This is a genomic window from Variovorax ureilyticus (assembly GCF_037889935.1).
GTDB lineage: Bacteria > Pseudomonadota > Gammaproteobacteria > Burkholderiales > Burkholderiaceae_C > Variovorax > Variovorax ureilyticus.
Window position 1 is genome coordinate 292795 of the sequence record NZ_JBBKZU010000001.1, and the last position, 22941, is coordinate 315735.

A 22941-nucleotide genomic window follows, 5' to 3' on the forward strand; every position below is an offset into this window, starting at 1 on the left:
ACCTGCCCCGTCGATGTCCCGAACGCTCCAGCTTGCCGAACAACTGATTTCCCGACCCTCGGTCACCCCGGACGATGCGGGGTGCCAGGGGATTCTTGGCGAGCGGCTGGCGCGGCTGGGCTTCCGGCTCGAGACCATCGAAAGCGGGCCGGCGGATTTCCGGGTGACCAACCTCTGGGCCGTGCGCAGCGGGGCTGCCGGCGCTGAAAGCCGGACCCTCGTCTTCGCCGGCCACACGGACGTGGTCCCCACCGGCCCGCTCGAACAGTGGACCAGCCACCCCTTCACCCCCACGCATCGCGACGGCAAGCTCTATGGTCGCGGCGCGTGCGACATGAAGGCCTCGCTCGCTGCCTTTGTCGTCGCCATCGAGGAATTCCTCGGCGCCACGCCCGATCCGCGGCTGACGCTTGCCCTGCTGTTGACCAGCGACGAGGAAGGTCCGGGCGTCGATGGCACCGTGATCGTCTGCAATGCGCTTGCTGCACGCGGCGAGCGCATCGACTACTGCGTCGTCGGCGAGCCGACCGCCGTGGAGCGCTGCGGCGACATGATCAAGAACGGCCGCCGCGGAACCATGAGCGGCAAACTGACGATCAAGGGCGTGCAAGGGCATATCGCCTATCCGCATCTCACCAGGAATCCGGTGCACCAGTTCGCGCCGGCCCTGGCGGAACTGGTCGCCATCAACGATGCCGCCGGCTGGGATGCCGGCAACAAGTATTTCCAGCCAACGAGCTGGCAGATCAGCAACATCCACGCGGGCACCGGCGCCAGCAACGTGGTTCCGGGCTCGGCGGTCATCGACTTCAACTTCCGTTTTTCGACGGAGTCGACGCCGGAGTCGCTGCAGCAGCGCGTTCATCAAGTGCTCGATGCCCACGGGCTCGACTACACGCTCGCCTGGACCGTCGGCGGCCTGCCCTTCCTGACCCCACCGGGTGAACTGGTCGAGGCGGTCCAGAAGGCGATCCACGACGAGACCGGCATCGAGACCGAGCTCTCGACCAGCGGCGGCACCAGCGACGCGCGCTTCATCGCCAAGATCTGCAAGCAGGTCGTGGAACTGGGCCCGACCAACGCCAGCATCCACAAGATCGACGAGCACATCGCTGTCGCGGAAATCGAGCCGCTCAAGAACATCTATCGCCGCACGCTGGACAGGCTCGAAGCGCTGCTTCACGCATGAGCACAGTGATCCAACTCGTGGAGGCCGGCGCGAAGCAGTTGGCCGATGCAGGCGTTTCCTTCGGGCACGGCACGACGAACGCCTTCGACGAGGCGGCGTGGCTGGTGCTTTGGAGGCTCGGCCTGCCGCTCGACGACCTCGACGGCGTCGCGGAGCGTCCGGTCGCGACGGCCGATGCGGCCCGCGTCGCCGCACTGTTCGACCAGCGCATCGAGACGCGCAAGCCCGCCGCGTACCTGACGAGGGAAGCCTGGCTCCAGGGCGTGGCTTTCTACGTCGACGAACGCGCGATCGTGCCGCGCAGCTTCATCGCCGAACTGCTGGCCGACGGCTCGATCGATCCGTGGCTCAGCGACCGCACGCACAACGTACTCGACCTCTGCACCGGCAATGGCAGCCTCGCGGTTCTCGCGGCCATGACCTATCCCGATGTCTCGGTCGACGCAGCCGATATCTCGACCGAAGCGCTCGAAGTCGCGGCGATCAACGTCACGCGCCACCAGCTCGATGCGCGCATCACCCTGCTCCAATCCGACGGCCTCGCTTCGGTGCGCGGGCCCTACGACCTCATCCTCTGCAATCCGCCTTACGTGAACGCGCACAGCATGCGCGAGCTTCCCGCCGAATACCGCGCCGAGCCCGAACTGGCCCTCGCAGGAGGCGCCGACGGCATGGACTTCATCCGCCAGCTCTTCGCCGATGCGCCCGCCAGGATGAGCGAATCCGCCGTGCTGGTGCTTGAAATCGGCAACGAACGCGCGCATTTCGAAGCGGCCTTTCCACGGCTCGAAGTCGTGTGGCTCCCCACGAGCGCTGGCGATGACCAGGTGCTGCTGGTGCCGCGCGAATCCCTGGGATGAGGCTCGCCCCCAGGCTGCGCGCACTTCGTGTCGCTTCGCCGACCCCCTACCGGGGGCAACACCAGCGGCCTGGCAAAGCCAGTTCCGCGGTGTTCCTGGCCTCAGCTGGCCCGGTCGCATGCGGTGCGGGGTCATGTGAACGCGGGTAGGAAACCGAAACTGAAATGATCACCCTCAAGAACGTCATCCTGCGCCGCAGCGCCAAAGTGCTGCTCGACGGCGCCAGCGTCACCATCAACCCCGGCGAGAAGGTCGGGCTCGTGGGGCGCAACGGCGCGGGAAAGTCGACCCTGTTCGCGCTCTTCAACGGCACGCTGCATGAAGACGGTGGCGACTTCTCGATCCCGAAGCAATGGCGCATGGCGCAGGTCGCGCAGAACATGCCCGAGACCGACGAGTCGGCGACCGATTTCGTCGTCACCGGCGACACGCGCCTGGTCGAACTGCGCGAGGCGCTCGCGGCTGCGGAGGCCGGTCACGAGGCCGACCCGGACGATGCCGACCTCGGCATGGCCCTCGCCCACGCCTATACCGACCTGGCCGACGCGGGCGAGCACGATGCGGTGCCACGCGCGCAGGCGCTGATCCTCGGGCTTGGTTTCAAGCCGCACGAACTCGACCAGCCGGTGAACAGCTTTTCGGGCGGCTGGCGCATGCGCCTGCAGTTGGCGCGCGCGCTGATGTGCCCGAGCGACCTCCTCCTGCTCGACGAGCCCACCAACCACCTGGACCTCGACGCCCTCGTCTGGCTCGAAGCGTGGCTGCAGAAATACGCCGGCACGATGATCGTGATCAGCCACGACCGCGAGTTCCTCGACGCCGTGACCGACGTGACGCTGCACATCGAACATGCCCGCCTGAACCGCTACGGCGGCAACTACAGCGCCTTCGAGACGCTTCGCGCCCAGCAACTGGAGCTCCAGCAGGCCGCCTACGCCAAGCAGCAGGACAAGATCGCCCATCTGCAGAAGTTCATCGACCGCTTCAAGGCCAAGGCCAGCAAGGCCAAACAGGCGCAAAGCCGGGTGAAGGCGCTCGAGCGCATGGAAAAGGTCGCACCGCTGCTGGCGGAAGCCGATTTCAGCTTCGAGTTCAAGGAGCCTGGCAACATCCCGAATCCGATGCTGACCATCAGCGACGGGAGCTTCGGCTACCAGTCCGAGGACGAGCCGACCAGGATCGTCCTGCGCGGCGTCAACCGGTCGGTGCTGGCCGGCCAGCGGATCGGCATCCTGGGGGCCAACGGCCAGGGCAAGTCGACGCTGGTCAAGACGATCGCACGCGAAATGGGCGCGCTGGCCGGCACGATCACCGAAGGCAAGGGCCTCAACATCGGCTACTTCGCGCAGCAGGAACTCGACGTGCTCCGGCCGCAGGACACGCCGCTCGAGCACATGGTCCGCCTCGCCCGTGAACTCGGCGCGGCGGCCCGGGAGCGCACCGGCGAACAGGACCTGCGCGGTTTTCTCGGCAGCTTCAACTTCAGCGGCGACATGGTGAAGCAGCCGGTCGGCACCATGAGCGGCGGCGAAAAGGCGCGGCTGGTGCTCGCGATGATGGTCTGGCAACGGCCCAACCTGCTGCTGCTCGACGAGCCGACCAACCACCTCGATCTCGCGACGCGCGAGGCGCTGGCGGTGGCGCTGAACGAGTTCGAGGGCACGCTGATGCTGGTCAGCCACGACCGGGCACTGCTGCGTTCGGTGTGCGACGAGTTCTGGCTCGTGGGTCGGGGCGTGGTCAGCGACTTCGACGGCGATCTGGACGATTACCAGCGCTATCTGCTGGAGGAATCGAAGCGGCTGCGCGAAGAAGCCAAGGCGGCGATGAATGCAGTCGCGGTCGAGCTCACACCGGTCGCGCAGGAAACACCTCCGGCCGGCAAGGACCAGCGCCGGCAGGATGCCCAGGACCGCCAGCAGCGCAGCGAACGCGCCAAGCCGCTCAAGCGCGAGCTCGCCCAGGTCGACCAGCGGCTTGCCGACGCAGGCGCCGAAAAGGCAGCCCTCGAATCCCGTCTGGCGCAACCGCTGCCCGCCCCCGAGATCGCCGAAGCCGGCAAGCGACTGAAGGCGCTGAACGACGAAATCGAACAGCTCGAGGAACGCTGGCTGGACTTGTCCGATCAGCTCGAAGCGCTCGCCTGAGTCTGATAAGGTGGGGCCATGCCTTCCGCCGTCGAACTTGCCCAGGGCGATCCAGAACTGATCGCCGCCATCCGGCGCAGCCGGCGACTGCTGAGCCGCAAGGCGATGATGGCCGCCGCAGTCGGCGCGGTGCCGGTGCCGGGCCTTGATTGGGCCGCCGACGCCACGTTGCTGTCGCGGGTCATTCCGCAGATCAGCGCCGAGTTCGGGCTTTCCGTCACGCAGCTCGATCGGCTCGCCCCCTATGACCGGGAACGTGTCCAGAAAGCCGCGGGCGCCGTCGGTGCGCTGCTGGTCGGCCGGCTGGTGACGCGCGAATTGCTGGTCACCCTGGCACGTCATGCCGGCGTCAAGCTGACTGCCCAGCAGGCGGCCAAGTACGTCCCTATCGTGGGGCAGGCCGTCTCGGCCACGCTGAGCTACGCCGCGCTGCGGGCGCTCGGCGAATTGCACATCAAGGATTGCGTCAAGGTGGCTCAGTCCGTCCGCCACCTGCTCCCCTCTCCCATTTCTTCACCGAAGACGCCTGGCGAACCCAACCGCACGTCGCGGATCAGCGGCGCCTGGCATCGGCTCAGGTTGCGCCAAGGCGACTGAGCCATTTATCCCTTCTGATCTGTTGGACTAGCACGACAGCAAGAAGAACGCAATTGAGCGAACGGGGGATAATGCCGAGGCTCACGTGAAATTTCCTATCAGTGAATAGGAGTTGGCCCACATGTCAAGCAAGTTTTTCCGCGATGCAACGCGGAGGGGCGGAAGATGAACGAGACAGATCTTGCAGCGTCGGTAGAGCGATTGATGGCTCGCGTCGACTACTACCTGCACTGCGAACTGGACGAGGAATACGACCACGACAGGCCGGACACTGCCCGCCGCCTGCTCGAAGCCGCGCTGCGACAGGAACTGATCCGCGCCAGCGCCGTCGGTCTCGTTTCCAGCATGTCGGGGTCCCGACAGCCATCGTTGCATGACAACGACGCCCCCGCGTAACGACATTTGAAAAGGCCGCCTCCGCGGCCTTTTTCTTATTGCACGGCCCTACATGCCGGAGGGGTAGGTTTCCGCCACTTCGCAGATCTCTGTAGCTGCCGTCCGTCGTCAGCGATCGCGGCCGTCAGCACCGCTTTCACCATGTCTTGCGTGTTTCCGGATCTCATGGCTAGTCTCCATCGGCCGCGCGCAACGGCGGCCTGCGCACCGCCATTCACCTGCAGGTGTAGAAAGCCGCGAATCGGCGCCATGTGGGACAGACCCGGATTTGGGCGCATCGCGATCACGGTGTAAGCTGCCCGCGTGAAGCAACACCTCCCCCTCATCGCCCTCGCCTGCTTCGCCTTGCTGGCACCCGAGATTGGCGCAGCGGCCTCGTCATCGAACAAATCGAGGTCCTGCAATTGGGACCGGCAGACGGGTCGCATGATCTGCAAGCGGCGCGCACCTTCGCCGAGTACCCCGGAACCGCCGCCCAAACCGCAGCAGGACAATCCGCCCGCGCCCGGCTCGACTTCATAGGGCGGCAGTTCCGTCCGCAAAGACAAAAAAAACCTGCCATCGTCTTCCGAGGGCAGGCTTTCCCTGTTGTGTGCTTGACTGGTAGGACGTACTGGATTCGAACCAGTGACCAACGGATTAAAAGTCCGCTGCTCTACCAACTGAGCTAACGTCCCCTACCTGTTCCGGCATCTTTGCCGACGTCGAATCCGGCAAAGCCAGAGATTATAGCGTGCGGATTCTGGCAATCCTGTCCAGAACCCACCCGGCGGCGCATTGGCCAAAAGTCGCCGTCACGCTGACGACCGACCCATAGCCATGGCAGTTGAGCGACCCATCGCCCGCGAGCGCGCACGAAGCGTCGGGAGGCGCCACGCTCTCACGGCTGAACACGCAGGCGATTCCGAGCTTCCGGCCTTCGCGCGGCGCGCCGTGGTCCTTGCGCAGGCGTTGGCGCAACTGGGCGAGCAAGGGGTCGTGCGTCACCAAAGAAAGGTCGTCGATGTCGACCTTGTGTGCCAAGCGCTTGCCACCGGCGGCGCCCACCGTGATGAAACCGGCCTTGGTGGCGCGCGCCCAAGCCGCCATCGTCACCTTGGCCCGCACCTGATCGCATGCATCGATGACCGCCGTCGGCATACCCTGCGCTTCACGTGCATTGGCAAGCAACATCTCCCAGTTGCCCGGCTCGACGAACTCGTCGATCGCCAACACCTTGCACGAAGGATTGATCTGCGCAATGCGTTCCCGCATCGCCTCGACCTTGGCCTGCCCGATCGTTGCGTCCAGCGCGTGAATCTGGCGGTTGATATTCGATTCGGCGACGTGGTCGAGGTCGATCAGCGTCAGTCGTCCGACCCCGCTTCGCGCGAGCGCCTCGACCGCCCACGAACCGACCCCGCCGATGCCGGCGACCATCACGTGCGACGAACGGATCGCAGCCGCGCCCGCGACGCCGTAGAGGCGTTCGAGCCCGCCAAAGCGGCGAGCCAGATCCGCATCGTGCGAAGCGACGGCCGGGGTCATGATGTGGCGCGATGAAGGACCGCGCTCAACGCAGCCGCGAAAGCCGCTCGCGTCCGGCCTGCGCGGCCTCGGATTGCGGGTAGGCCTTCGTCAGGTCTTCGAGCGTGCGCCGCGCCGCCTTCGTGTCTTTCAACTCGATCTGGCAGTTCGCGATCGACAGCACCGCTTCGGGCGCCTTTGCATGGTCGGGCGCGAGCGAAAGCATCGAGCGGAAGTTCGCGATCGCCTCGTTGTAGTTGCGGGTCGCATACTGCGCGTTGCCGAGCCAGAACAGCGCCGAAGCGTTGTAGCCGCTCTGCGGATAGCGCTTCACGAAATCGGCGAAAGCGGTCTGCGCCTGCGCGAACTGCCCCGCACGAAAGACGCCCAACGCCGCTTCGAAGTCCGCCTTCTCTCGCGGATCGGCATTGAACTCGCGTCCGTCGATCGCGACTTTGGAGGGCTCGTTCTTCTTGATCTGCGTGTCCAGGTCGGTCTGACGCTGCTGCATCTCCGAGAGCGACTTGGTGAGCTGCTCGTTCTGACCCGTCATGCGGGCCAGGTCGCCGCGCATCTGCTCGATCTGGTTTTGCAGATCGAGCATGCTGCGCCGAAGCTGCGCGTTTTCCTCGGCACCTTGCGTGCGAATGGTCTCGACCCGCTGACGCAGGTCGAGAATCGCGCGCCGAGCCTCGTCGTCTTCGAAGAGAGCGGCCTGTGTGCCCATCGAGGCGCACAGCAATGCGGCTGCAAGGGCGCTGCCTCGCAAGAAAGCACCGCGCATGATCAACGGTAGGTGATTTCGGCGCGGCGGTTCTGCGCCCAGACGTCCTCACCCGTGCCCTGGGCCGCCGGCTTTTCCTTGCCGAAGCTCACGGCCTCGATCTGGCTGTCGGACACGCCGAGCAGCACCAGCGCACGGCGCACGGCTTCGGAGCGCTTCTGGCCGAGGGCCAGGTTGTACTCGCGGCCGCCGCGTTCGTCGGTGTGGCCTTCGATCGAAATGCGGCGCTGCGGATTCGCCTTCAGGAAGCGGGCGTGGCCGTCGATCAACGACTGGAATTCGGGCTTGACGGTGTAGCTGTCGAAGTCGAAATAGATGATCCGCGCCACACCGACCGGACCCTGCGCGGTTTGCGCGTTCGGATCGATGGTGACCGGTGCGACGCCGCTGGCCGCCCCGCCCGAGCCCTGGCCGCCGCGGTCCGTCACCGGGGCTTCGTTGAGCTTCGTGCCCGACGAACAGCCTGCGATGAGCGCCACGATGGCCAGCGAATAAATCGTACGTTTCAACATTTCGAACTCCTCAAGTTAATCATTGCTTTTGAAACGGACCCCAGTCCGGTTCGCGGATGTCTCCTGCCTGTCCTGCCAGGCGGGCTTTGATCTTTCCGTCCAGCGTCGTTGTCATCAGGGCCTCCCGGCCTTGAAGCTTCGTCGCGTAGACGATCAATTTGCTGTTGGGTGCAAAACTGGGGCGCTCGTCGGCGGTGGTGTCGGTAATGGCCTGCACGTTGCCGGACTGCAAATCCATCACATGGAGTTTGAACCCGCCGTTGACGCGCGAGATGTAGGCCAACCACCGCCCGTCGCCGCTGATGGACGGAGAGATGTTGTAGGTGCCGCTGAAGGTGACGCGGGTCGGATTGCCGCCACTGGCGCTCATCTTGTAGATCTGAGGCGCACCGCCGCGATCGCTCACGAAGTAGATGGTGCTGCCATCCGCCGAGTACACCGGCTCGGTGTCGATGCTGTTGCTTTGCGTCAGGCGGCGGGGCTCCCCGCCAGCGGACGAAATCGTGTAGAGCTGCGAGCCGCCATCACGGCTCAGGGTGACGGCGAGCGTATTGCCATCGGGCGCCCAGGCCGGCGCGCTGTTGGAGCCGCGGAAATTGGCGACCAGTCGGCGCTGACCGCTCGCGACGTTGTGCACGTAGACCACCGGCTTGCGCGATTCGAAGGACACATAGGCGAGCTGCGTGCCATTGGAAGACCAGCGCGGCGAGATGATCGGCTCGGGGCTGGCAAGCGCGGCCTGCGCGTTCTCGCCGTCGGCGTCGGCCACCCACAGGCTGTAGCGGCTGCCGCCCTTGGTGACGTAGGCGATGCGGGTCGAGAAGATGCCTTTCTCGCCGGTGAGCTTCTCGTAGACGTAGTCGGCGATGCGGTGCGAGGCGAGGCGCAGATCGCCCTGCGGCACGGTATAGCTTTGACCGCCGAGATCCTGGCCGCGAACGACGTCCCACAGGCGGAAGCTCACGGTGTAGCGGCCGTCAGCAAGGCGTGTCACGCTGCCTGCCACGAGAGAGTCCGCCGTCCGCTGGCGCCAGAGGCTCAAGTCGGGACGGGAGTTCTCGTCGAGCGCCTGGCCCGAAGCGTCGACGCCACGGAACTGGCCGCTGCGCTCGAGGTCGGCCTGCACGATGGCAGAGATCTTCTGGGGCGAGCTGTCCTCACCCTTGAAGGGAACGAGCGCGATGGGCAGCTGCGTCAACCCCACACCCGACACCTCGACCCGGAACTGGGCGAGTGCAGGAAGAACGGGGGAGGCAGCGAGAGCCGCAATCAAGGCGCGGCGAGCGAGGAACGATGAAGAAGGGGTTGGGGAGAAGTCTTGCAACGGCTTTTTCATGCGGTTCGGAGAGATTTCCGAGGAATAAGTTTCCTGCCTCGGACCTGACGGGATCACATGGTACACACTGCGATGCGGCCCGAGTCACAAAACGTGTACAAGAGCCGGTCCGGTCCTACAGAAAGGCGCGAACGTAGAATGCGCCGCCATGCAACCCTCCCCCGCCGCCCCCGATGAGCGGCCCCCGCTGACGCGTCGACTCGCGCGATTGATGACCTGGTTCGGCGGTTCGCGCCAATGGTGGGCCATCGGATTCCTTACCGCCAGCATCGCTGCACTGACCGAAGCGCTCATGCCTGCGCTCACGAAGCCTTTGCTCGACCGGGGCTTCACGAAGGGCCAACTCCAGCTCTGGATGGTGCCGGCCGCGATGATCTCGCTCTTCGCAGTCCGCGGGCTCGCGCAGTTCGCTTCGCAATACGCACTCTCGCGCATCGCGAACGAAGGCATGCAGCGCCTTCGCCGCATGCTCTTTCAGAAACTCATGGCGGCCGAGCTCGCCTTGTTTTCGCGCCAGTCGGCCAGCGCGCTGTCCAACACCGTCATCTATGAAGTGCAGACCGGAGGGATGCTGCTGATACAGGCCCTGCTGGGATTGTCCCGCGATGGGCTCACCCTGATCGCGCTCGTGATCTACCTGCTCTACCTCAACTGGAAACTGACGCTCATCATTTGCGTCATGGTGCCGGGTGTCGCGTGGATCATGAAGACCCTCTCGAAGCGCCTCTATCACCTCACGAAATTGGGTCAGCTCGCGACCGACGAACTCGCCTATGTCGTCGAAGAGAACGTGCTCGCGCATCGGGTCGTGCGCCTGCACAACGCCCAGGCGAGCCAGTTGGGTCGCTTCGAGCGCCTGAGCCACAGCGTCAACCGGCTGGCGTTGAAATCCACCATCGCTTCGGCGGCCATGACGCCGCTCACGCAGTTGCTGGCCGCTGTCGCGTTGTCCATCGTGGTGGTGATCGCGCTCTGGCAAAGCAACGAGCAAGGCTTGACCGTTGGGGGCTTCGTGGCCTACGTGGCCGCCATGGCGATGCTGATCGCGCCGATTCGTCGCCTTGCCGACGTGGCGAATCCGATCACGCGCGGACTGGCCGGATTGGAACGTGGCCTCGATCTCTTCGACTCGGTCGGGCCCGAGACGCAAGGCCAGCATGAAGTCTCGCGCGCCACCGGCCGCATCGAGCTTCGCAAGGTGCGCGTCAACTACCGCGGAAGCGATGAGGCACGCGCCCTCGACGACATCGATCTGGTGATCGAGCCCGGCGAAGTCATCGCCTTCGTGGGGCCCTCGGGTTCCGGCAAGACGACCCTCGTGAACCTCTTGCCGCGGTTCGTGCTGCCGAGCGGCGGCCAGGTCTTGCTCGATGGCCTGGACGTTGCCGAATGGCAGCTCAAGAGCCTGCGCGCGCAGTTCGCCATGGTCAGCCAGGACGTCGTGATGCTCAACGACACGCTCGCGGCCAACGTGGCGCTTGGCGCCGAGATCGACCGCGACCGGATCGCCGAATGCGTCACGGCCGCCAACCTCGCGGTGCATGTCGAAAGCCTGCCCAACGGCATCGACACCGTGCTCGGCCACAACGCGACGCAGCTTTCGGGCGGACAACGCCAGCGTCTCGCGATCGCACGCGCGCTGTACAAGAACGCGCCGATCCTGCTGCTGGACGAAGCCACCTCGGCGCTCGACACCGAATCCGAACGCCTGGTGCAGGAGGCACTGCAGCGCCTCATGCAAGGCCGCACCACGCTCATCGTCGCGCACCGCCTGTCGACCATTCAGCACGCCGACCGCATCGTCGTCATGGACCACGGCCGCATCGCCGAGCAAGGCAGCCACGCGCAGCTGATGGCGTTCGATGGGCTCTACGCAAGGCTGCAGCATCTCGCAATCCGAGGCGCCACCCCCGGCCAAGACCCCACGATCTGACCGCGTCGAAACACCAGGAACACCGTGGAACCGGCTTTGCCGGGCCACCGGTGTTGCCCCCCGGCAGGGGGGTGCCCGAGCCACACGCAGTGGGCGAGGCTGGGGGCCGAGCTATAACAAGACAATGTCGTACTGGCCCTGCCCCATCGCGGGCTCGGCCTGCAGCGAGATCGGCTTGCCGATGAAATCGCTGAGCCCGGCCAGATGCTGGCTCTCCTCGTCGAGGAAGAGCTCGATCACCTGCGGCGACGAGACGATGCGGAACTCGCGCGGCGTGAACTGGCGCGCCTCGCGCAGGATCTCGCGCAGCACGTCGTAAGCCACGCTGCGGGCGGTCTTCACAATCCCCTGTCCGCCGCATGCAATGCACGGTTCGCACAGCATGTGCGCCAGCGACTCGCGCGTGCGCTTGCGCGTCATCTCGACCAATCCGAGCTGGGAGAACCCGCCCGCCGTCGTCTTCACGCGGTCGCGCGCGAGCTGCTTGCGGAACTCGGCCAGCACCTGTTCGCGATGATCGTCGCGGGCCATGTCGATGAAGTCGACGATCACGATGCCGCCCAGGTTGCGCAGCCGGAGCTGGCGCGCGATGGCCTGCGCCGCCTCCAGGTTGGTCTTGAAGATGGTGTCGTCGAAGTTGCGCGCCCCGACGAAGCCGCCGGTGTTCACGTCGACCGTCGTCAGCGCCTCGGTCTGGTCGACCACCAGGTAGCCGCCGGACTTGAGATCGACGCGCCGTCCCAGCGCCTTGGCGATTTCCTCGTCGATCGAATAGAGATCGAAGATCGGCCGCTCGCCCTTGTAGAGCTGCAGCTTGCCCGCTGCCTGCGGCATGAACTCGAGTCCGAACTTGAGCAGCGAATCGAACTGCTCGCGCGAATCGATGCGGATCGTCTGCGTGTCCTCGCTGGTCATGTCGCGCAGCACGCGCTGCAGCAGGCTCAGGTCCTGATGCAGCAAGGACATCGGCGGCATGCGCACCGACAGCTCCCGGATGCGCGACCAGGTCTTGCGAAGGTAGGCGATGTCCTCGGCGAGCTCGGCATCGCTGGAATCCTCGCCGTTGGTCCGCAGGATGAAGCCGCCCGTGTTCGCGGGCACCACGCCGCCGGCTTCGGCGGCCGCCGCGGCCTCGATCAGCGCCTGCATGCGCGAGCGCAACGCATCGCGCAGATCGGGCGGGATCTTCTGCGAGACGCCGATATGGTTGTCCTGCGGGAGAAACACCAGCAGCCGGCCTGCGATGCTGATCTGCGTCGAGAGCCGCGCGCCCTTGGTGCCGATCGGGTCCTTGATGACCTGCACCAGCAGCGACTGCCCCTCGAACACCTGCTTCTCGATCGGTACCATGCCGCCGGCATTGCGATGATCCCGGTCGGCCGAAATCGAGCTGGGCCGCGAACCCGGCGTGAACGGCGCCACGATATCCGCCACATGCAGGAAGGCAGTCCGGTCGAGGCCGATGTCGACGAAGGCGGACTGCATGCCCGGCAGCACCCGCGATACCTTGCCCAGATAGATGTTGCCGACCAGCCCGCGCTCGAGGGTGCGCTCCAGGTGAAGCTCCTGGACCGCGCCGTGCTCCACCACCGCAACGCGGGTTTCTTGCGGCGACCAGTTGATCAGGATGTCTTGCATCTGTTGTCTAAAGCCTGAACCCCGCCTGGCGCAGCAGCCGGGCGGTCTCGAACATCGGGAGGCCCATGATGCCCGAATGCGAGCCGCTGATGTGTTCGATGAATGCGGCGGCACGGCCCTGGATGGCGTATGCGCCGGCTTTTCCGAGCGGCTCGCCCGTGGCGACGTACGCGGCGATCCGGTCGGCATCGATCGGCGCGAAGCGCACGTGCGAGACATTCAGCAATGCCCAGCGCTCGGCGCCGTGCTGGAGTGCGATCGCCGTCATCACGCGGTGCGTATGGCCGGAAAGCATCGCAAGCATCCGCTCGGCGTTCGCGGCGTCCTCGGGCTTGCCGAGGATCGTCCGCCCGAGCGCCACGGTCGTGTCGGCGCACAGGATGGGCGCGCGCGGCAGGCTGCGCTGCTCCCAGCGCGCCATGGCCGCGTCCAGCTTCAGCGAGGTCACCCGCTGGACGTAGGCCGTGGGCGATTCGCCCGGGAGCACCGCTTCGAGCGCTTCGACATCTTCGTCTGGCAGGGCGAGCAGCAACTCGTGTTTGACGCCCAGTTGGCCGAGCAGTTGGGCGCGTCGCGGACTCTGCGACGCGAGATAGATGAATTCGGGGGTCATTCGCGGTGGTAAGGATGACCGGCATTGACCGACCAGGCGCGATAAAGCTGTTCGACGAGCAGCACCCGCGCCATCGCGTGCGGCAGCGTGAGATCGGACAGCCGGATGCGTTCGTGCGCCGCCGCCTTGAAAGCGGGGTCGAGTCCGTCGGGCCCGCCGATCACCAGCGCGACGTCGTCGCCCTCGCCCTGCCATGCCTGCAGGCGGGCAGCGAGCGCCTTGGTGGTGAGCGAGGTCCCTCGTTCGTCGAGCACGACGATGCGCATGCCCTTGGAGATCGCGGCTTCGATGCGCTCGCGCTCGGCGGCGTAGAGCGTCTCCAGGGTCTTCGAGCCGCGCGGCTCGGTCTTGACCGCGCGCAGTTCGAGCTTGAGCTCGGGTGGAAAGCGCTTTGCGTAATCGTCCCAGGCGGTCTGCGCCCAGTCGGGCACGCGCTGCCCGACTGCGACCACCAGGAGTTTCATGACCGGGCGGACGTGGTCTTGCGCGCGGCCTTCTTCGCCGGCGCCGCTTTCTTGGCCGCGACCTTCTTGGCCGGGGCTTTAACGACGACGGTCTTGGCCGGCTTCGGCGCCGCGGCCTTCCTGGCGGGCGCCTTCTTCGCAGCGGCCTTCTTGGCCGCCGGCCGCTTGCCGGCCAGCTCCGCAGTCCGGGCGGCGGTCTTCGCCGCGCTCGAACGCCGCAGCGAGGTGTTCTTCGCTGCCGGTGCCTTGTCGGCCTCTTCCGATGCCCTCACCGCGATCGGCTTGGTCGCGCCGAGCTTGGCGCGCACCGGCTTGTCGCCCCAGATTTCCTCGAGGTGGTAGTACTGGCGGATCGCCGGCTGCATGATGTGGGCGACAGCGGAACCGCAGTCGACGATGATCCACTCGCCGTTGGCTTCGCCTTCGACGCGCGGCTTGTTGAAGCCTGCCTCGCGTACTGCGTCGAGCACGCTCGCCGCCAGCGCCTTGGTCTGTCGATTGGAGGTTCCGGAAGCGACGATCACGCGCTCGAAGAGCGGGGAAAGATGCTCGGTATCGAAAACCTGGATGTCCTGCGCCTTGACGTCCTCGAGGCCGTCGATGATGGCTCTCTGGAGTTTCTGGGTGTCTTTCTTGGCGGCGGCTTCAGTTCTCATCAGGCGGATCGGTAGAGGTGGTGTTGTTCAATATAGCGTGCAACCGCCGGCGGAACCAGTTGGCGAAGATCCTCCCCCCGCGTGGCGCGCGCGCGGATGTCGGTCGCGCTGATGTCCATCGGCGGGAGTTGGAGCTTTTCGAAGTGGGCGCCGGGCGGCACGGGAGGCAGCGATGATGGATCGAACTGCCCGTCAGAGCCCGTGGCTAGTGCGCGATATGCTACGGAAATTATAGCGATCGACAGAACCTCCTCCCAGCCGTGCCAGCGATGCAGGGCGTTGGCCTGGTCGGCGCCCATGATGAGCACGAGTTGTGCGTCGGGCAGTTCCTGCTGGAGTTCGCGCAAGGTGTCGAGCGTGTAGGTCGGACCGGCGCGCAGGATCTCGCGCGCATCGACGCTGGTGCGGGGCAGATCATCGAACGCAAGGTGCGACATGGCGAGGCGATGCTCGGGCGCGCTCAGCGGCCGGTCCTTGTGCCAGGCCTGTCCCGTGGGAAAGATGCGCAGCGCAGACAGGTCGAGGTGGTCGAGCGCGGCTTGCGCCATCGCCACGTGCGCGTTGTGGGGCGGATCGAACGCCCCGCCGAAGACCCCGACCCTGGGCTTCCTCAAAGCCATTCACGCCGCACGATGAAGTCGCGGTACAGCGCCGCTTCGGGGCTGCCCGGCTCGGGTTCCTGGCGATACGCCCAGCTCGCGAGCGGCGGCATCGACAGCAGGATCGATTCGGTACGCCCGCCCGATTGCAGGCCGAAATGCGTTCCGCGGTCCCACACCAGGTTGAACTCGACATAGCGGCCGCGCCGGTACAACTGGAATCCGCGCTCCCGCTCGCCGTAGAGCGTGTCGCGGCGACGCTCGACGATCGGCAGGTAGGCCGGCAGGAAGGCATCGCCGACGGAACGCAGCATCGCGAAGCTGCGTTCGAAACCGAGCTCGGAGAAATCGTCGAAGAAGATGCCGCCCACGCCGCGCTGCTCGTTGCGGTGCTTGAGGAAGAAATAGTCGTCGCACCACGTCTTGAAACGCGGGTACTTGTCGTCGCCGAAAGGCGCGAGCGCGTCGCTGCAGGCGCGGTGGAAATGGACCGCGTCCTCCTCGAACCCGTAGTACGGCGTCAGGTCCATGCCGCCGCCGAACCAGCAGACCGGCGGCGCATCGGCAGGGAGCGCGGCGAGCATCCGCACATTCATGTGCACCGTCGGCACGTAGGGATTGCGCGGATGGAACACCAGCGACACGCCCATGGCCTCGAATGGCGCGCCGGCCAGTTCCGGCCGATGCTGGGTCGCCGACGGCGGCAGCTTCGGGCCGCGCACCTGCGAGAAGCCACAGCCCGCGCGCTCGAAGAGACCGCCGGCCTCCATGATGCAGGTCAGGCCGCTGCCTTGAAGCGGTTCGCCCGGCGCCTTGTGCCACTCGTCGCGCACGCACTGGCTGCCATCCGCCGACTCGATCGCCGAAACGATGCGCTTCTGCAGTCCGCGCAGGTAGTCGCCCACCTCCTGCGGCCCGGCTTCGAGCGGGTTGGCTTGCATCCGAGGCTCAGGCGCCGCGCGCGTGAACCGCGCGGTGTCCGATGTCCTTGCGGTATTGGGCGCCATCGAAGCCGATGCGCGCCGCCACCTCGTAGGCGCGCTGCTGCGCCTGCTTGACGCTGTCGGCCAGCACGGTCACGCAGAGCACGCGGCCGCCGCTGGTCTTGAGCTCGCCGCCTTCCAGCGTCGTGCCGGCGTGGAAGACGACCGCGTCGGCCGCTTCCGCCGGGATGCCGCGGATTCGATCCCCCTTGCGCGGCGACAGCGGATAGCCGTGCGCGGCCATCACGACCCCGAGTGCGACGCGACGATCCCATTCGAGTTCGACCTGGTCGAGCGTGCCATCGGTCGCATGCCAGAAGACCTCGAACAGGTCGGACTTGAGCCGCAGCATGATGGGCTGCGTTTCCGGATCGCCCATGCGGCAATTGAATTCGAGCGTCTTCGGGTGGCCGGAGGCGTCGATCATGAGGCCGGCATAGAGGAAGCCGGTGTATGGAATCCCGTCCTTCTCCATGCCCCGGATCGTCGGCAGGATGATCTCGCGCATCGCGCGCGCATGCACCTCCGCGGTGACCACCGGCGCGGGCGAATAGGCGCCCATGCCGCCGGTGTTCGGCCCCTGGTCGCCGTCCTGCAGCCGCTTGTGGTCCTGGCTGGTCGCGAGCGCGGTGACGTTCTTGCCGTCGCACAGCACGATGAAGCTCGCCTCTTCGCCCTGCAGGAACTCCTCGATGACGACGCGGGCACCGCCTTCGTTGTGCGAGATGCCGAACTTGTTGTCGAGCAGCATGAAGTCGATGGCTTCATGCGCCTCGGCCAGGGTCGTGGCGACGACGACACCCTTGCCCGCCGCGAGGCCATCGGCCTTGATCACGATCGGCGCGCCCTTGGCATCGACATACGCATGGGCAGCGGCCGCGTCGGTAAACGACTCGTACTCTGCAGTGGGAATGCCATGGCGTTTCATGAACGCCTTCGAGAAAGCCTTGGAGCTCTCGAGCTGCGCGGCGGCCTGGGTCGGTCCGAAGATGCGCATGCCATGCGCGCGGAACTCGTCCACGACGCCGGCCGCGAGCGGCGCCTCGGGGCCGACGACGGTCAGCGAGATCTTTTCCTTCTGCGCCCACTCGCGCAACGCGGCGGGTTCCGAGACATCGACGCACTCGTAGCGCGCATCCGCGCGGGTGCCGCCATTGCCGGGCGCGACATACACCTTGCTCACGCGCTGGGACTGCGCCAGCCGCCATGCCAGAGCGTGCTCGCGGCCCCCTCCCCCGATCACCAGTACTTTCATTCGCGTGCTTTCGTTCGCGCTTCCGTCAATCGGGCAGCGCAGCGTTGTGATAGACGTCCTGCACGTCGTCGAGGTCCTCCAGGACGTCGAGCAGCTTTTGCATCTTCGCGGCGTCGTCGCCGGCGAGTTCGATGGTGTTCTCGGCCCGCATCGTGACCTCCGCCACGTCCGGCTTGAGACCCGCGGCCTCCAGGGCGTTCTTGACGGCTTCGAAGTCGCCGGGCGCTGTCAGCACCTCGATCGCGCCGTCGTCGTCGGCGATGACGTCCTCCGCACCCGCATCGAGAGCGACTTCCATCACCTTGTCCTCGCTGGTGCCCGGCGCAAAGATGAGTTGCCCGCAGTGCTTGAACTGGAAGGCGACCGAGCCCTCGGTGCCCAGGTTGCCGCCGTGCTTGCTGAAGGCATGGCGCACCTCGGCCACCGTGCGCACCCGGTTGTCGGTCATCGTGTCGATGATGATCGCCGCCCCGCCGATGCCGTAGCCTTCGTAGCGGATTTCCTCGTAGTTCACGCCTTCGAGGTTGCCGGTGGCCTTGTCGATGTTGCGCTTGATGGTGTCGGCGGGCAGGTTGACCGCCTTGGCCTTGTCGACCGCCAGCCGCAGCCGCGGGTTGGCGCTGAGATCACCGCCGCCGGCCTTGGCGGCCACCATGATTTCACGGATGGCGCGGGTCCAGAGCTTGCCTCGCTTCTCGTCCTGGCGGCCTTTCCGATGCTGAATATTTGCCCATTTGCTGTGTCCGGCCATGGCTCTAACTCTCGCTGTCTTGTGTTTTCAAACCAAAGGGCGAGTTTACTGTCCGGCGCGCACGGCGCCCGGGCCGATGTCAGGGAACCGGATGCCTTTTTGGGATAATCCCCGCGCTGAAAGACGCACTCTTCCGAGCAGCCTTGCTCCGGATTCACTCCAGCCCCTCTGCATGAACATTCCTACCATCACGTCCGAGCATGTCGAAACCTGTGACGTCCTGGTGATCGGCGGCGGACCTGCCGGCGCAACGGCCGCGGCGGTGCTCGCGAGCGAGGGGCGCAAGGTGGTGATGGTCGAAAAGGCGCATCACCCGCGATTCCACATCGGTGAATCGCTGCTGCCGGCCAACGTCGCGCTGTTCGACAGGCTGGGCGTTCGCGACCAGCTCGAGCGCATCGGCATGCCCAAGTTCGGCGTGGAATTCGTTTCGCCGGATCACGATCACACCGCGCGCGTCGAATTCGCCGACGCCTGGGACAAGTCGATGCCCTATGCCTGGCAGGTGCGGCGCTCCGAAATGGATGAGATCCTCTTTCGCAACGCCGCGGCGCGCGGTGCGGAGGCTGTCGAAGGCTGCCGCGTGCGCGAGGTCCGCTTCGACGCCGACGGCGCGGATGTGGATGCGGTGCTCGACGATGGGTCCCCTCGCCATTGGCGAGCGCGCTTCGTGCTCGATTGCTCCGGCCGCGACACCTTTCTGTCGAACAAGCTCAAGGCCAAGCTGAAGAACCCGCGCCACAACAGCTCCGCGCTGTTCGGCCATTTCGTGAATGCCGAGCGACTGCCGGGCAAGCTCGAAGGCAACATCACGATCTTCTGGTTCGACCATGGCTGGTTCTGGTACATCCCCCTGGCCGACGGCACCACGAGCGTCGGCGCGGTCTGCTGGCCCTACTACCTGAAGTCGCGCAAGAAGCCCTTGCAGGAATTCTTCGCCGACACCATCGCGATGTGCGAACCCTTGGCGCAGCGCCTGAAGGACGCCACGCTGGTGGACGACGCGGTCTACGCGACCGGCAACTACTCGTACACCAGCACCCATTGCAGCGGCGAGCGCTACCTGATGCTCGGCGATGCCTACGCCTTCATCGATCCGGTGTTCTCATCGGGCGTCTACCTCGCGATGCACAGCGCCTTCGAAGGCGCCAAGGTCGTGGCCGCCACGCTGGACCACCCCGCAAGGGCCGCGGCATCGCGACGGCGATTCGAGCGCGACATGCGCCACGGACCACGGGAGTTCTCGTGGTTCATCTTCCGCGTCACCAATCCGACGATGCGGGATTTCTTCATGTACCCGCAGAACCCCTTTCGCGTCAAAGAAGCCCTGCTGTCGCTGCTGGCCGGCGACATCCACGGCAAGACGCCGATCTGGGGCTCGCTGCGTATCCTCAAGACCATCTACTTCGCCGTCTGCGCCGTGAATCCGCGCAGATCGTGGAATGCGTGGCAGCGCCGCCGGCGGAACATCCGCGATCTCGGTCCGCTCGCCGGCGAAAACATCATCGGAACCAAGTGACTGCAAGAGAACCCCTCGGGGCGCCGCCCCTGCGCGTCGAGCGCCTTTCCCTGTCCGACAGCCTGTCGCTCGCAGTTGGCGGCTCCTCGCCGTTCGGCGCGCTCGGCTATGGCACGCCCGACGACCTGGCCTGGATGCCGACCGTGAACGCACGCGTTCTTTCGGCGCGCGGCGCCATGGCGGACGTCTGGCACGCCAGCGAGCACATCGAATCCGGCACCACCGGCGTGGTGCGGTGGCGCTGCGACGGCCACTGGATGCTCGGCGCCATCGACCTCGACGAGACGGTCGAGAAGCAGGGCCTGGCCGCCCTCTCCCAGCGCGCCTATCACGACCTCTTCAAGGCGCTGGAGCAGACCGGGTGCACACACCTGCTGCGCATCTGGAACTACCTGCCGCAGATCAACGGCGACGGCGGCGGCCTTGAGCGCTACCGGCAGTTCAACCTGGGCCGCCAGCAGGCCTTCGTCGAGGCCAACCAGGCCGCATTCGAAGGCGCCCCGGCCGCGTGCGCGCTCGGGATTCACCAGGGCGCGCTGTGCATCCGGTTCCTGGCGGGCCGCAGCGCGCCGGTGCCGGTCGAGAACCCCCGGCAGGTCTCGGCTTACCACTATCCCAAAACCTACGGGCCGCGCGCGCCCACGTTCTCGCGGGCCGCCCTGGCCGAGATCGGCGGCGGCGACGTGGCGCTGTTCATCTCCGGCACGGCGAGCATCGTCGGCCACGAGACGGTCCACATCGGCGAGGTCCTGGCGCAGACACAGGAAACTCTGCGCAACCTGCGCGCGGTGATCGCCGCGGCCAACGAGCGCACCACCGCCGTCTTCGACCTCTCGACGATCGACTGCGTGGTCTATGTGCGTCATGTGGCCGATGCACCGGTCGTGCGGCGGGTCATGGAAGAAGCGCTCGGCCCCGACGCGCACGCGCTCAGCCATGCGGTGTTTCTCGAAGCCGACATCTGCCGACAGGATCTGCTGGTGGAAATCGAAGCCCACGCGGTCGCGCGCGGCGCACTGCGAGGCTGAGGACACCATCCAAGCCATGAACCGGTTGCTTCGCCCGGCGCTTGCGCTGCCGCTTTACGCGCTGCTCGCGATGCTCGGCGTCATCTCGCTCGTCTGGAATTTCGCCGCCATGCTGCTCTACCCTTTGCTTCCGGCCGAAGCCGGACGAGCGTTGGGCCGCGGCGTGATCGCGCATGCGTACCGTCTCTTCTGGGCCTCGGCCTCGCTGTGCGGCATGATGCGCATCGACGCGAGCTGCCTCGACGCACTGCGCAACGAGCGCGGCCTGATCATCGTCGCCAACCATCCCACCATGCTCGACGCCCTGCTGCTGGTGGCCAGGCTGCCGCGCAGCGCCTGCATCATGAAGGCCGACCTGATGCGCAACGTCTTCCTGGGCGCAGGCGCGCGGCTGGCACGCTACATCCGCAACGACTCGGCCCGCACCATGGTCAAGCTCGCGGTGGAAGATCTGAAGAACGGCGGACAGCTCGTGATCTTTCCCGAGGGAACGCGAACGGTGACGCCGCCGCTGAACGCCTTCCGGCCCGGCATCACGCTGATCGCCAAGCTCGCGCAGTCCCCGATCCAGACGGTCTTCATCGACACCGATACGCCCTATCTCGCCAAGGGCTGGCCGTTGTGGCGAGTGCCACCGCTGCCCATCGTCTTCCGGCTGCGCCTGGGCCAGCGGTTCACGCCCTCGCAGGACAGCGACGCGCTGCTGAAGCAACTCGAACAGTATTTCCGCCAATCCATGGAACAGCGCACTCCAGATGCGCAGCCCGCATGCCAGACGTCTCGCGCACCCACCTTGTCCTGATCCCCAGCTACAACACGGGTGAGCGCCTGTTCTCGACGGTCGAAGCGGCCCGCGCGCAGTGGAATCCGGTGTGGGTCGTGATCGACGGCAGCACCGACGGCACCGGCGAGCGGCTGCAGACCATGGCGGCGTCCGATCCGGGCCTGCGCGTCTCGATCCTCCGCGACAACCAGGGCAAGGGTGCCGCCGTGCTGCACGGATTGCGCGAGGCGCAGGCGGCCGGCTTCACGCACGTGCTGACCATGGATTCGGATGGCCAGCATCCCGCCGACCTGATCCCGGCTTTCATGCAGGCGTCGCAGGACCGCCCCGAGACGATGGTGCTCGGCCGCCCCGTCTTCGATGCGAGCGCACCGCTGCTGCGGGTGCGCGGCCGGCGCGTCTCGAACAGCTGGACCCAGCTCGAAACCCTGTTCGCCGGCATTGGCGATTCGCTGTACGGCTTCCGCGTCTATCCCCTCGCCGACCTGAAGTCGGTGATGGAGGCGCAACCCTGGATGCGCCGCTTCGACTTCGACACCGAGGCCGTGGTGCGGCTCGCATGGCGCGGCGTCAAGCCGGTCAACATCGATGCGCCGGTGAAGTACCTCACGGCCGAGGAAGGCGGCGTATCGCACTTCCGTTATGGGCGCGACAACGTGCTGCTGACGTGGATGCACACCCGCCTGGTGATCGAGTTCGTCTTCAGGCTGCCGGGGCTGCTGTGGCGCCGGCTGCGCGGCGCGCCGCCCTTCCAGCCCTGAGGGGGCGCGACTCCGGCCTGCTCAGGCGTTCTCGCGGGCTTGTGCGCGCGCGAAGGCCGGGCGGCCGGTCACGCGCTTCACATAGTCGTCGAGCAAGGACGTGCGCTGCAGCATCGGGCTGCCGAGGAAGAGCGCGAAGGTGGTGCCCACGAGGATGTCGGCCGCGGAGAACTGCTCTCCCAGGAGGAACGGCCCGCGCTCCAGCGTGCGGTTCACATGGACCATGACTTCGTCGGGATCGACCCACCCCGCCGTGCCGCGCGGCGGCGTCACGCCCATGAACTTGCCGACCCAGGCGGGTTCCATCACGCCGGCGTAGTAGGCCAGCCAGGTCAGGTAGGCCCCGCGAAGCGGCGAGCCCACCAGCGGGCCGATGCCGGCCGCGGGAAACTTGTCGGTGAGATAGCAGGCGATCGCGGCGGACTCGAACACCAGCGCACCGTCGTCCTCGATCGCGGGGACCTTGCCGTGGGGATGCGGGTTGGCCGGGTCGGCCGCGCCGGTGCCATTGCCGCGCCGGATGTCGACCTTCCGGATCTCGTACGGCGCGCCCAGTTCTTCGAGCAGAAAGATCATGCGCGAGGAGCGCGAGTTCGGTGCATGGAAGAGCTTGATCATCGCCTGCCTTTC

The 22941-nt window shown here is 66.3% G+C and carries 23 protein-coding genes and 1 tRNA gene; 10 read left to right on the top strand and 14 right to left on the bottom strand.

Annotated features, from left to right (window positions below; translation table 11 throughout):
* The first annotated feature begins 13 nt into the window (after nt 1-13).
* The 5 genes from dapE to WKW77_RS01465 all read left to right on the top strand — a co-directional run bounded on the left by dapE (nt 14) and on the right by WKW77_RS01465 (nt 5189).
* Nucleotides 14-1189, top strand: coding sequence for a succinyl-diaminopimelate desuccinylase (gene dapE / locus WKW77_RS01445; RefSeq protein ID WP_340355047.1), 1176 nt, complete (start codon nt 14-16; stop codon nt 1187-1189).
* Nucleotides 1186-2049: a 50S ribosomal protein L3 N(5)-glutamine methyltransferase gene (gene prmB, locus WKW77_RS01450; RefSeq protein WP_340355048.1), complete on the top strand. Its 864-nt coding sequence runs from the start codon at nt 1186-1188 to the stop codon at nt 2047-2049. Before dapE ends, prmB begins: the two co-directional genes overlap by 4 nt.
* A 164-nt stretch (nt 2050-2213) precedes the next feature.
* Entirely contained in the window at nt 2214-4196 is a 1983-nt protein-coding gene (locus WKW77_RS01455) for an ABC-F family ATP-binding cassette domain-containing protein (RefSeq protein WP_340355049.1), read from the top strand.
* 18 nt (nt 4197-4214) lie between these two features.
* Nucleotides 4215-4793, top strand: a complete 579-nt coding sequence (locus tag WKW77_RS01460; protein WP_340355050.1) for a hypothetical protein — start codon at nt 4215-4217, stop codon at nt 4791-4793.
* Between the two features lie 165 nt (nt 4794-4958).
* Complete coding sequence (locus WKW77_RS01465; protein WP_340355051.1) at nt 4959-5189, top strand: hypothetical protein; 231 nt, start codon at nt 4959-4961, stop codon at nt 5187-5189.
* Nucleotides 5190-5790: 601 nt separating this feature from the next.
* On the opposite strand, the gene WKW77_RS01470 is transcribed toward WKW77_RS01465, so the two are convergent.
* The 5 genes from WKW77_RS01470 to tolB all read right to left on the bottom strand — a co-directional run bounded on the left by WKW77_RS01470 (nt 5791) and on the right by tolB (nt 9327).
* Nucleotides 5791-5866: transfer RNA gene (locus tag WKW77_RS01470), tRNA-Lys, on the bottom strand.
* 49 nt (nt 5867-5915) lie between these two features.
* Nucleotides 5916-6716 carry a tRNA threonylcarbamoyladenosine dehydratase gene (locus tag WKW77_RS01475; protein WP_340355052.1) on the bottom strand — a complete coding sequence of 267 codons (801 nt, stop codon included), beginning with the start codon at nt 6714-6716 and terminating at the stop codon, nt 5916-5918.
* A gap of 25 nt (nt 6717-6741) precedes the next feature.
* Nucleotides 6742-7479 (bottom strand): tol-pal system protein YbgF, encoded by a 738-nt coding sequence (gene ybgF, locus WKW77_RS01480; RefSeq protein WP_340355053.1) that lies wholly within the window; start codon nt 7477-7479, stop codon nt 6742-6744.
* 2 nt (nt 7480-7481) lie between these two features.
* Entirely contained in the window at nt 7482-7991 is a 510-nt protein-coding gene (gene pal / locus WKW77_RS01485) for a peptidoglycan-associated lipoprotein Pal (protein ID WP_184522993.1), read from the bottom strand.
* A 19-nt stretch (nt 7992-8010) separates the two neighbouring features.
* Nucleotides 8011-9327, bottom strand: a complete 1317-nt coding sequence (tolB, locus tag WKW77_RS01490) for a Tol-Pal system beta propeller repeat protein TolB (RefSeq protein WP_422823099.1) — start codon at nt 9325-9327, stop codon at nt 8011-8013.
* 148 nt (nt 9328-9475) lie between these two features.
* Between tolB and msbA the strand changes: the two genes are divergently transcribed.
* The gene (msbA, locus tag WKW77_RS01495; RefSeq protein WP_340355054.1) at nt 9476-11260 is read left to right on the top strand and encodes a lipid A export permease/ATP-binding protein MsbA; all 1785 of its coding nucleotides are present in this window, start codon (nt 9476-9478) and stop codon (nt 11258-11260) included.
* Nucleotides 11261-11371: 111 nt separating this feature from the next.
* On the opposite strand, the gene rng is transcribed toward msbA, so the two are convergent.
* Genes rng through WKW77_RS01535 form a run of 8 tightly spaced genes read right to left on the bottom strand, consistent with a single transcriptional unit; the run spans nt 11372 to nt 18219 of the window.
* Nucleotides 11372-12898 (bottom strand): ribonuclease G, encoded by a 1527-nt coding sequence (gene rng, locus WKW77_RS01500; RefSeq protein WP_340355055.1) that lies wholly within the window; start codon nt 12896-12898, stop codon nt 11372-11374.
* 7 nt (nt 12899-12905) lie between these two features.
* Nucleotides 12906-13511, bottom strand: coding sequence for a Maf family protein (locus WKW77_RS01505; protein ID WP_340355056.1), 606 nt, complete (start codon nt 13509-13511; stop codon nt 12906-12908).
* Entirely contained in the window at nt 13508-13975 is a 468-nt protein-coding gene (gene rlmH / locus WKW77_RS01510; RefSeq protein ID WP_340355057.1) for a 23S rRNA (pseudouridine(1915)-N(3))-methyltransferase RlmH, read from the bottom strand. Before rlmH ends, WKW77_RS01505 begins: the two co-directional genes overlap by 4 nt.
* A complete protein-coding gene (gene rsfS / locus WKW77_RS01515) occupies nt 13972-14631 on the bottom strand; it encodes a ribosome silencing factor (RefSeq protein WP_340355058.1) in 660 nt (219 codons plus the stop codon). Before rsfS ends, rlmH begins: the two co-directional genes overlap by 4 nt.
* Nucleotides 14631-15251: a nicotinate (nicotinamide) nucleotide adenylyltransferase gene (nadD, locus tag WKW77_RS01520; protein ID WP_340355059.1), complete on the bottom strand. Its 621-nt coding sequence runs from the start codon at nt 15249-15251 to the stop codon at nt 14631-14633. Before nadD ends, rsfS begins: the two co-directional genes overlap by 1 nt.
* The gene (hemF, locus tag WKW77_RS01525) at nt 15242-16171 is read right to left on the bottom strand and encodes an oxygen-dependent coproporphyrinogen oxidase (protein ID WP_340355060.1); all 930 of its coding nucleotides are present in this window, start codon (nt 16169-16171) and stop codon (nt 15242-15244) included. Before hemF ends, nadD begins: the two co-directional genes overlap by 10 nt.
* Before the next feature lie 7 nt (nt 16172-16178).
* Nucleotides 16179-17468, bottom strand: coding sequence for a phosphoribosylamine--glycine ligase (purD, locus tag WKW77_RS01530; protein ID WP_340355061.1), 1290 nt, complete (start codon nt 17466-17468; stop codon nt 16179-16181).
* 25 nt (nt 17469-17493) lie between these two features.
* Complete coding sequence (locus WKW77_RS01535) at nt 17494-18219, bottom strand: YebC/PmpR family DNA-binding transcriptional regulator (protein ID WP_340355062.1); 726 nt, start codon at nt 18217-18219, stop codon at nt 17494-17496.
* A gap of 172 nt (nt 18220-18391) precedes the next feature.
* Here WKW77_RS01535 and WKW77_RS01540 point away from each other — a divergent pair, with 172 nt between their 5' ends.
* From WKW77_RS01540 to WKW77_RS01555, 4 genes are read left to right on the top strand one after another with little or no spacing between them, the layout of a single operon-like run.
* On the top strand, nt 18392-19738 hold the full coding sequence (locus WKW77_RS01540; RefSeq protein WP_340355063.1) for an NAD(P)/FAD-dependent oxidoreductase: 1347 nt from the start codon (nt 18392-18394) through the stop codon (nt 19736-19738).
* Nucleotides 19735-20766 carry a chorismate transformation FkbO/Hyg5 family protein gene (locus tag WKW77_RS01545; RefSeq protein ID WP_340355064.1) on the top strand — a complete coding sequence of 344 codons (1032 nt, stop codon included), beginning with the start codon at nt 19735-19737 and terminating at the stop codon, nt 20764-20766. Before WKW77_RS01540 ends, WKW77_RS01545 begins: the two co-directional genes overlap by 4 nt.
* A gap of 16 nt (nt 20767-20782) precedes the next feature.
* A complete protein-coding gene (locus WKW77_RS01550) occupies nt 20783-21568 on the top strand; it encodes a lysophospholipid acyltransferase family protein (RefSeq protein WP_340355065.1) in 786 nt (261 codons plus the stop codon).
* Nucleotides 21535-22311 carry a glycosyltransferase family 2 protein gene (locus WKW77_RS01555; protein WP_340355066.1) on the top strand — a complete coding sequence of 259 codons (777 nt, stop codon included), beginning with the start codon at nt 21535-21537 and terminating at the stop codon, nt 22309-22311. The genes WKW77_RS01550 and WKW77_RS01555 overlap by 34 nt, the downstream gene beginning before the upstream one ends.
* 21 nt (nt 22312-22332) lie before the next feature.
* On the opposite strand, the gene WKW77_RS01560 is transcribed toward WKW77_RS01555, so the two are convergent.
* Complete coding sequence (locus WKW77_RS01560) at nt 22333-22929, bottom strand: glutathione S-transferase family protein (protein ID WP_340355067.1); 597 nt, start codon at nt 22927-22929, stop codon at nt 22333-22335.
* Nucleotides 22930-22941: the final 12 nt, after the last annotated feature.

What these genes read in the sequence shown, in the direction of transcription:
- dapE (WP_340355047.1), top strand. Translation starts at nt 14, where the DNA reads ATGTCCCGAACGCTCCAGCTTGCCGAACAACTGATTTCCCGACCCTCG.
- prmB (WP_340355048.1), top strand. Translation starts at nt 1,186, where the DNA reads ATGAGCACAGTGATCCAACTCGTGGAGGCCGGCGCGAAGCAGTTGGCC.
- WKW77_RS01455 (WP_340355049.1), top strand. Translation starts at nt 2,214, where the DNA reads ATGATCACCCTCAAGAACGTCATCCTGCGCCGCAGCGCCAAAGTGCTG.
- WKW77_RS01460 (WP_340355050.1), top strand. Translation starts at nt 4,215, where the DNA reads ATGCCTTCCGCCGTCGAACTTGCCCAGGGCGATCCAGAACTGATCGCC.
- WKW77_RS01465 (WP_340355051.1), top strand. Translation starts at nt 4,959, where the DNA reads ATGAACGAGACAGATCTTGCAGCGTCGGTAGAGCGATTGATGGCTCGC.
- WKW77_RS01475 (WP_340355052.1), bottom strand. Translation starts at nt 6,716, where the DNA reads ATGACCCCGGCCGTCGCTTCGCACGATGCGGATCTGGCTCGCCGCTTT.
- ybgF (WP_340355053.1), bottom strand. Translation starts at nt 7,479, where the DNA reads ATGCGCGGTGCTTTCTTGCGAGGCAGCGCCCTTGCAGCCGCATTGCTG.
- pal (WP_184522993.1), bottom strand. Translation starts at nt 7,991, where the DNA reads ATGTTGAAACGTACGATTTATTCGCTGGCCATCGTGGCGCTCATCGCA.
- tolB (WP_422823099.1), bottom strand. Translation starts at nt 9,327, where the DNA reads ATGAAAAAGCCGTTGCAAGACTTCTCCCCAACCCCTTCTTCATCGTTC.
- msbA (WP_340355054.1), top strand. Translation starts at nt 9,476, where the DNA reads ATGCAACCCTCCCCCGCCGCCCCCGATGAGCGGCCCCCGCTGACGCGT.
- rng (WP_340355055.1), bottom strand. Translation starts at nt 12,898, where the DNA reads ATGCAAGACATCCTGATCAACTGGTCGCCGCAAGAAACCCGCGTTGCG.
- WKW77_RS01505 (WP_340355056.1), bottom strand. Translation starts at nt 13,511, where the DNA reads ATGACCCCCGAATTCATCTATCTCGCGTCGCAGAGTCCGCGACGCGCC.
- rlmH (WP_340355057.1), bottom strand. Translation starts at nt 13,975, where the DNA reads ATGAAACTCCTGGTGGTCGCAGTCGGGCAGCGCGTGCCCGACTGGGCG.
- rsfS (WP_340355058.1), bottom strand. Translation starts at nt 14,631, where the DNA reads ATGAGAACTGAAGCCGCCGCCAAGAAAGACACCCAGAAACTCCAGAGA.
- nadD (WP_340355059.1), bottom strand. Translation starts at nt 15,251, where the DNA reads ATGGCTTTGAGGAAGCCCAGGGTCGGGGTCTTCGGCGGGGCGTTCGAT.
- hemF (WP_340355060.1), bottom strand. Translation starts at nt 16,171, where the DNA reads ATGCAAGCCAACCCGCTCGAAGCCGGGCCGCAGGAGGTGGGCGACTAC.
- purD (WP_340355061.1), bottom strand. Translation starts at nt 17,468, where the DNA reads ATGAAAGTACTGGTGATCGGGGGAGGGGGCCGCGAGCACGCTCTGGCA.
- WKW77_RS01535 (WP_340355062.1), bottom strand. Translation starts at nt 18,219, where the DNA reads ATGGCCGGACACAGCAAATGGGCAAATATTCAGCATCGGAAAGGCCGC.
- WKW77_RS01540 (WP_340355063.1), top strand. Translation starts at nt 18,392, where the DNA reads ATGAACATTCCTACCATCACGTCCGAGCATGTCGAAACCTGTGACGTC.
- WKW77_RS01550 (WP_340355065.1), top strand. Translation starts at nt 20,783, where the DNA reads ATGAACCGGTTGCTTCGCCCGGCGCTTGCGCTGCCGCTTTACGCGCTG.
- WKW77_RS01555 (WP_340355066.1), top strand. Translation starts at nt 21,535, where the DNA reads ATGCCAGACGTCTCGCGCACCCACCTTGTCCTGATCCCCAGCTACAAC.
- WKW77_RS01560 (WP_340355067.1), bottom strand. Translation starts at nt 22,929, where the DNA reads ATGATCAAGCTCTTCCATGCACCGAACTCGCGCTCCTCGCGCATGATC.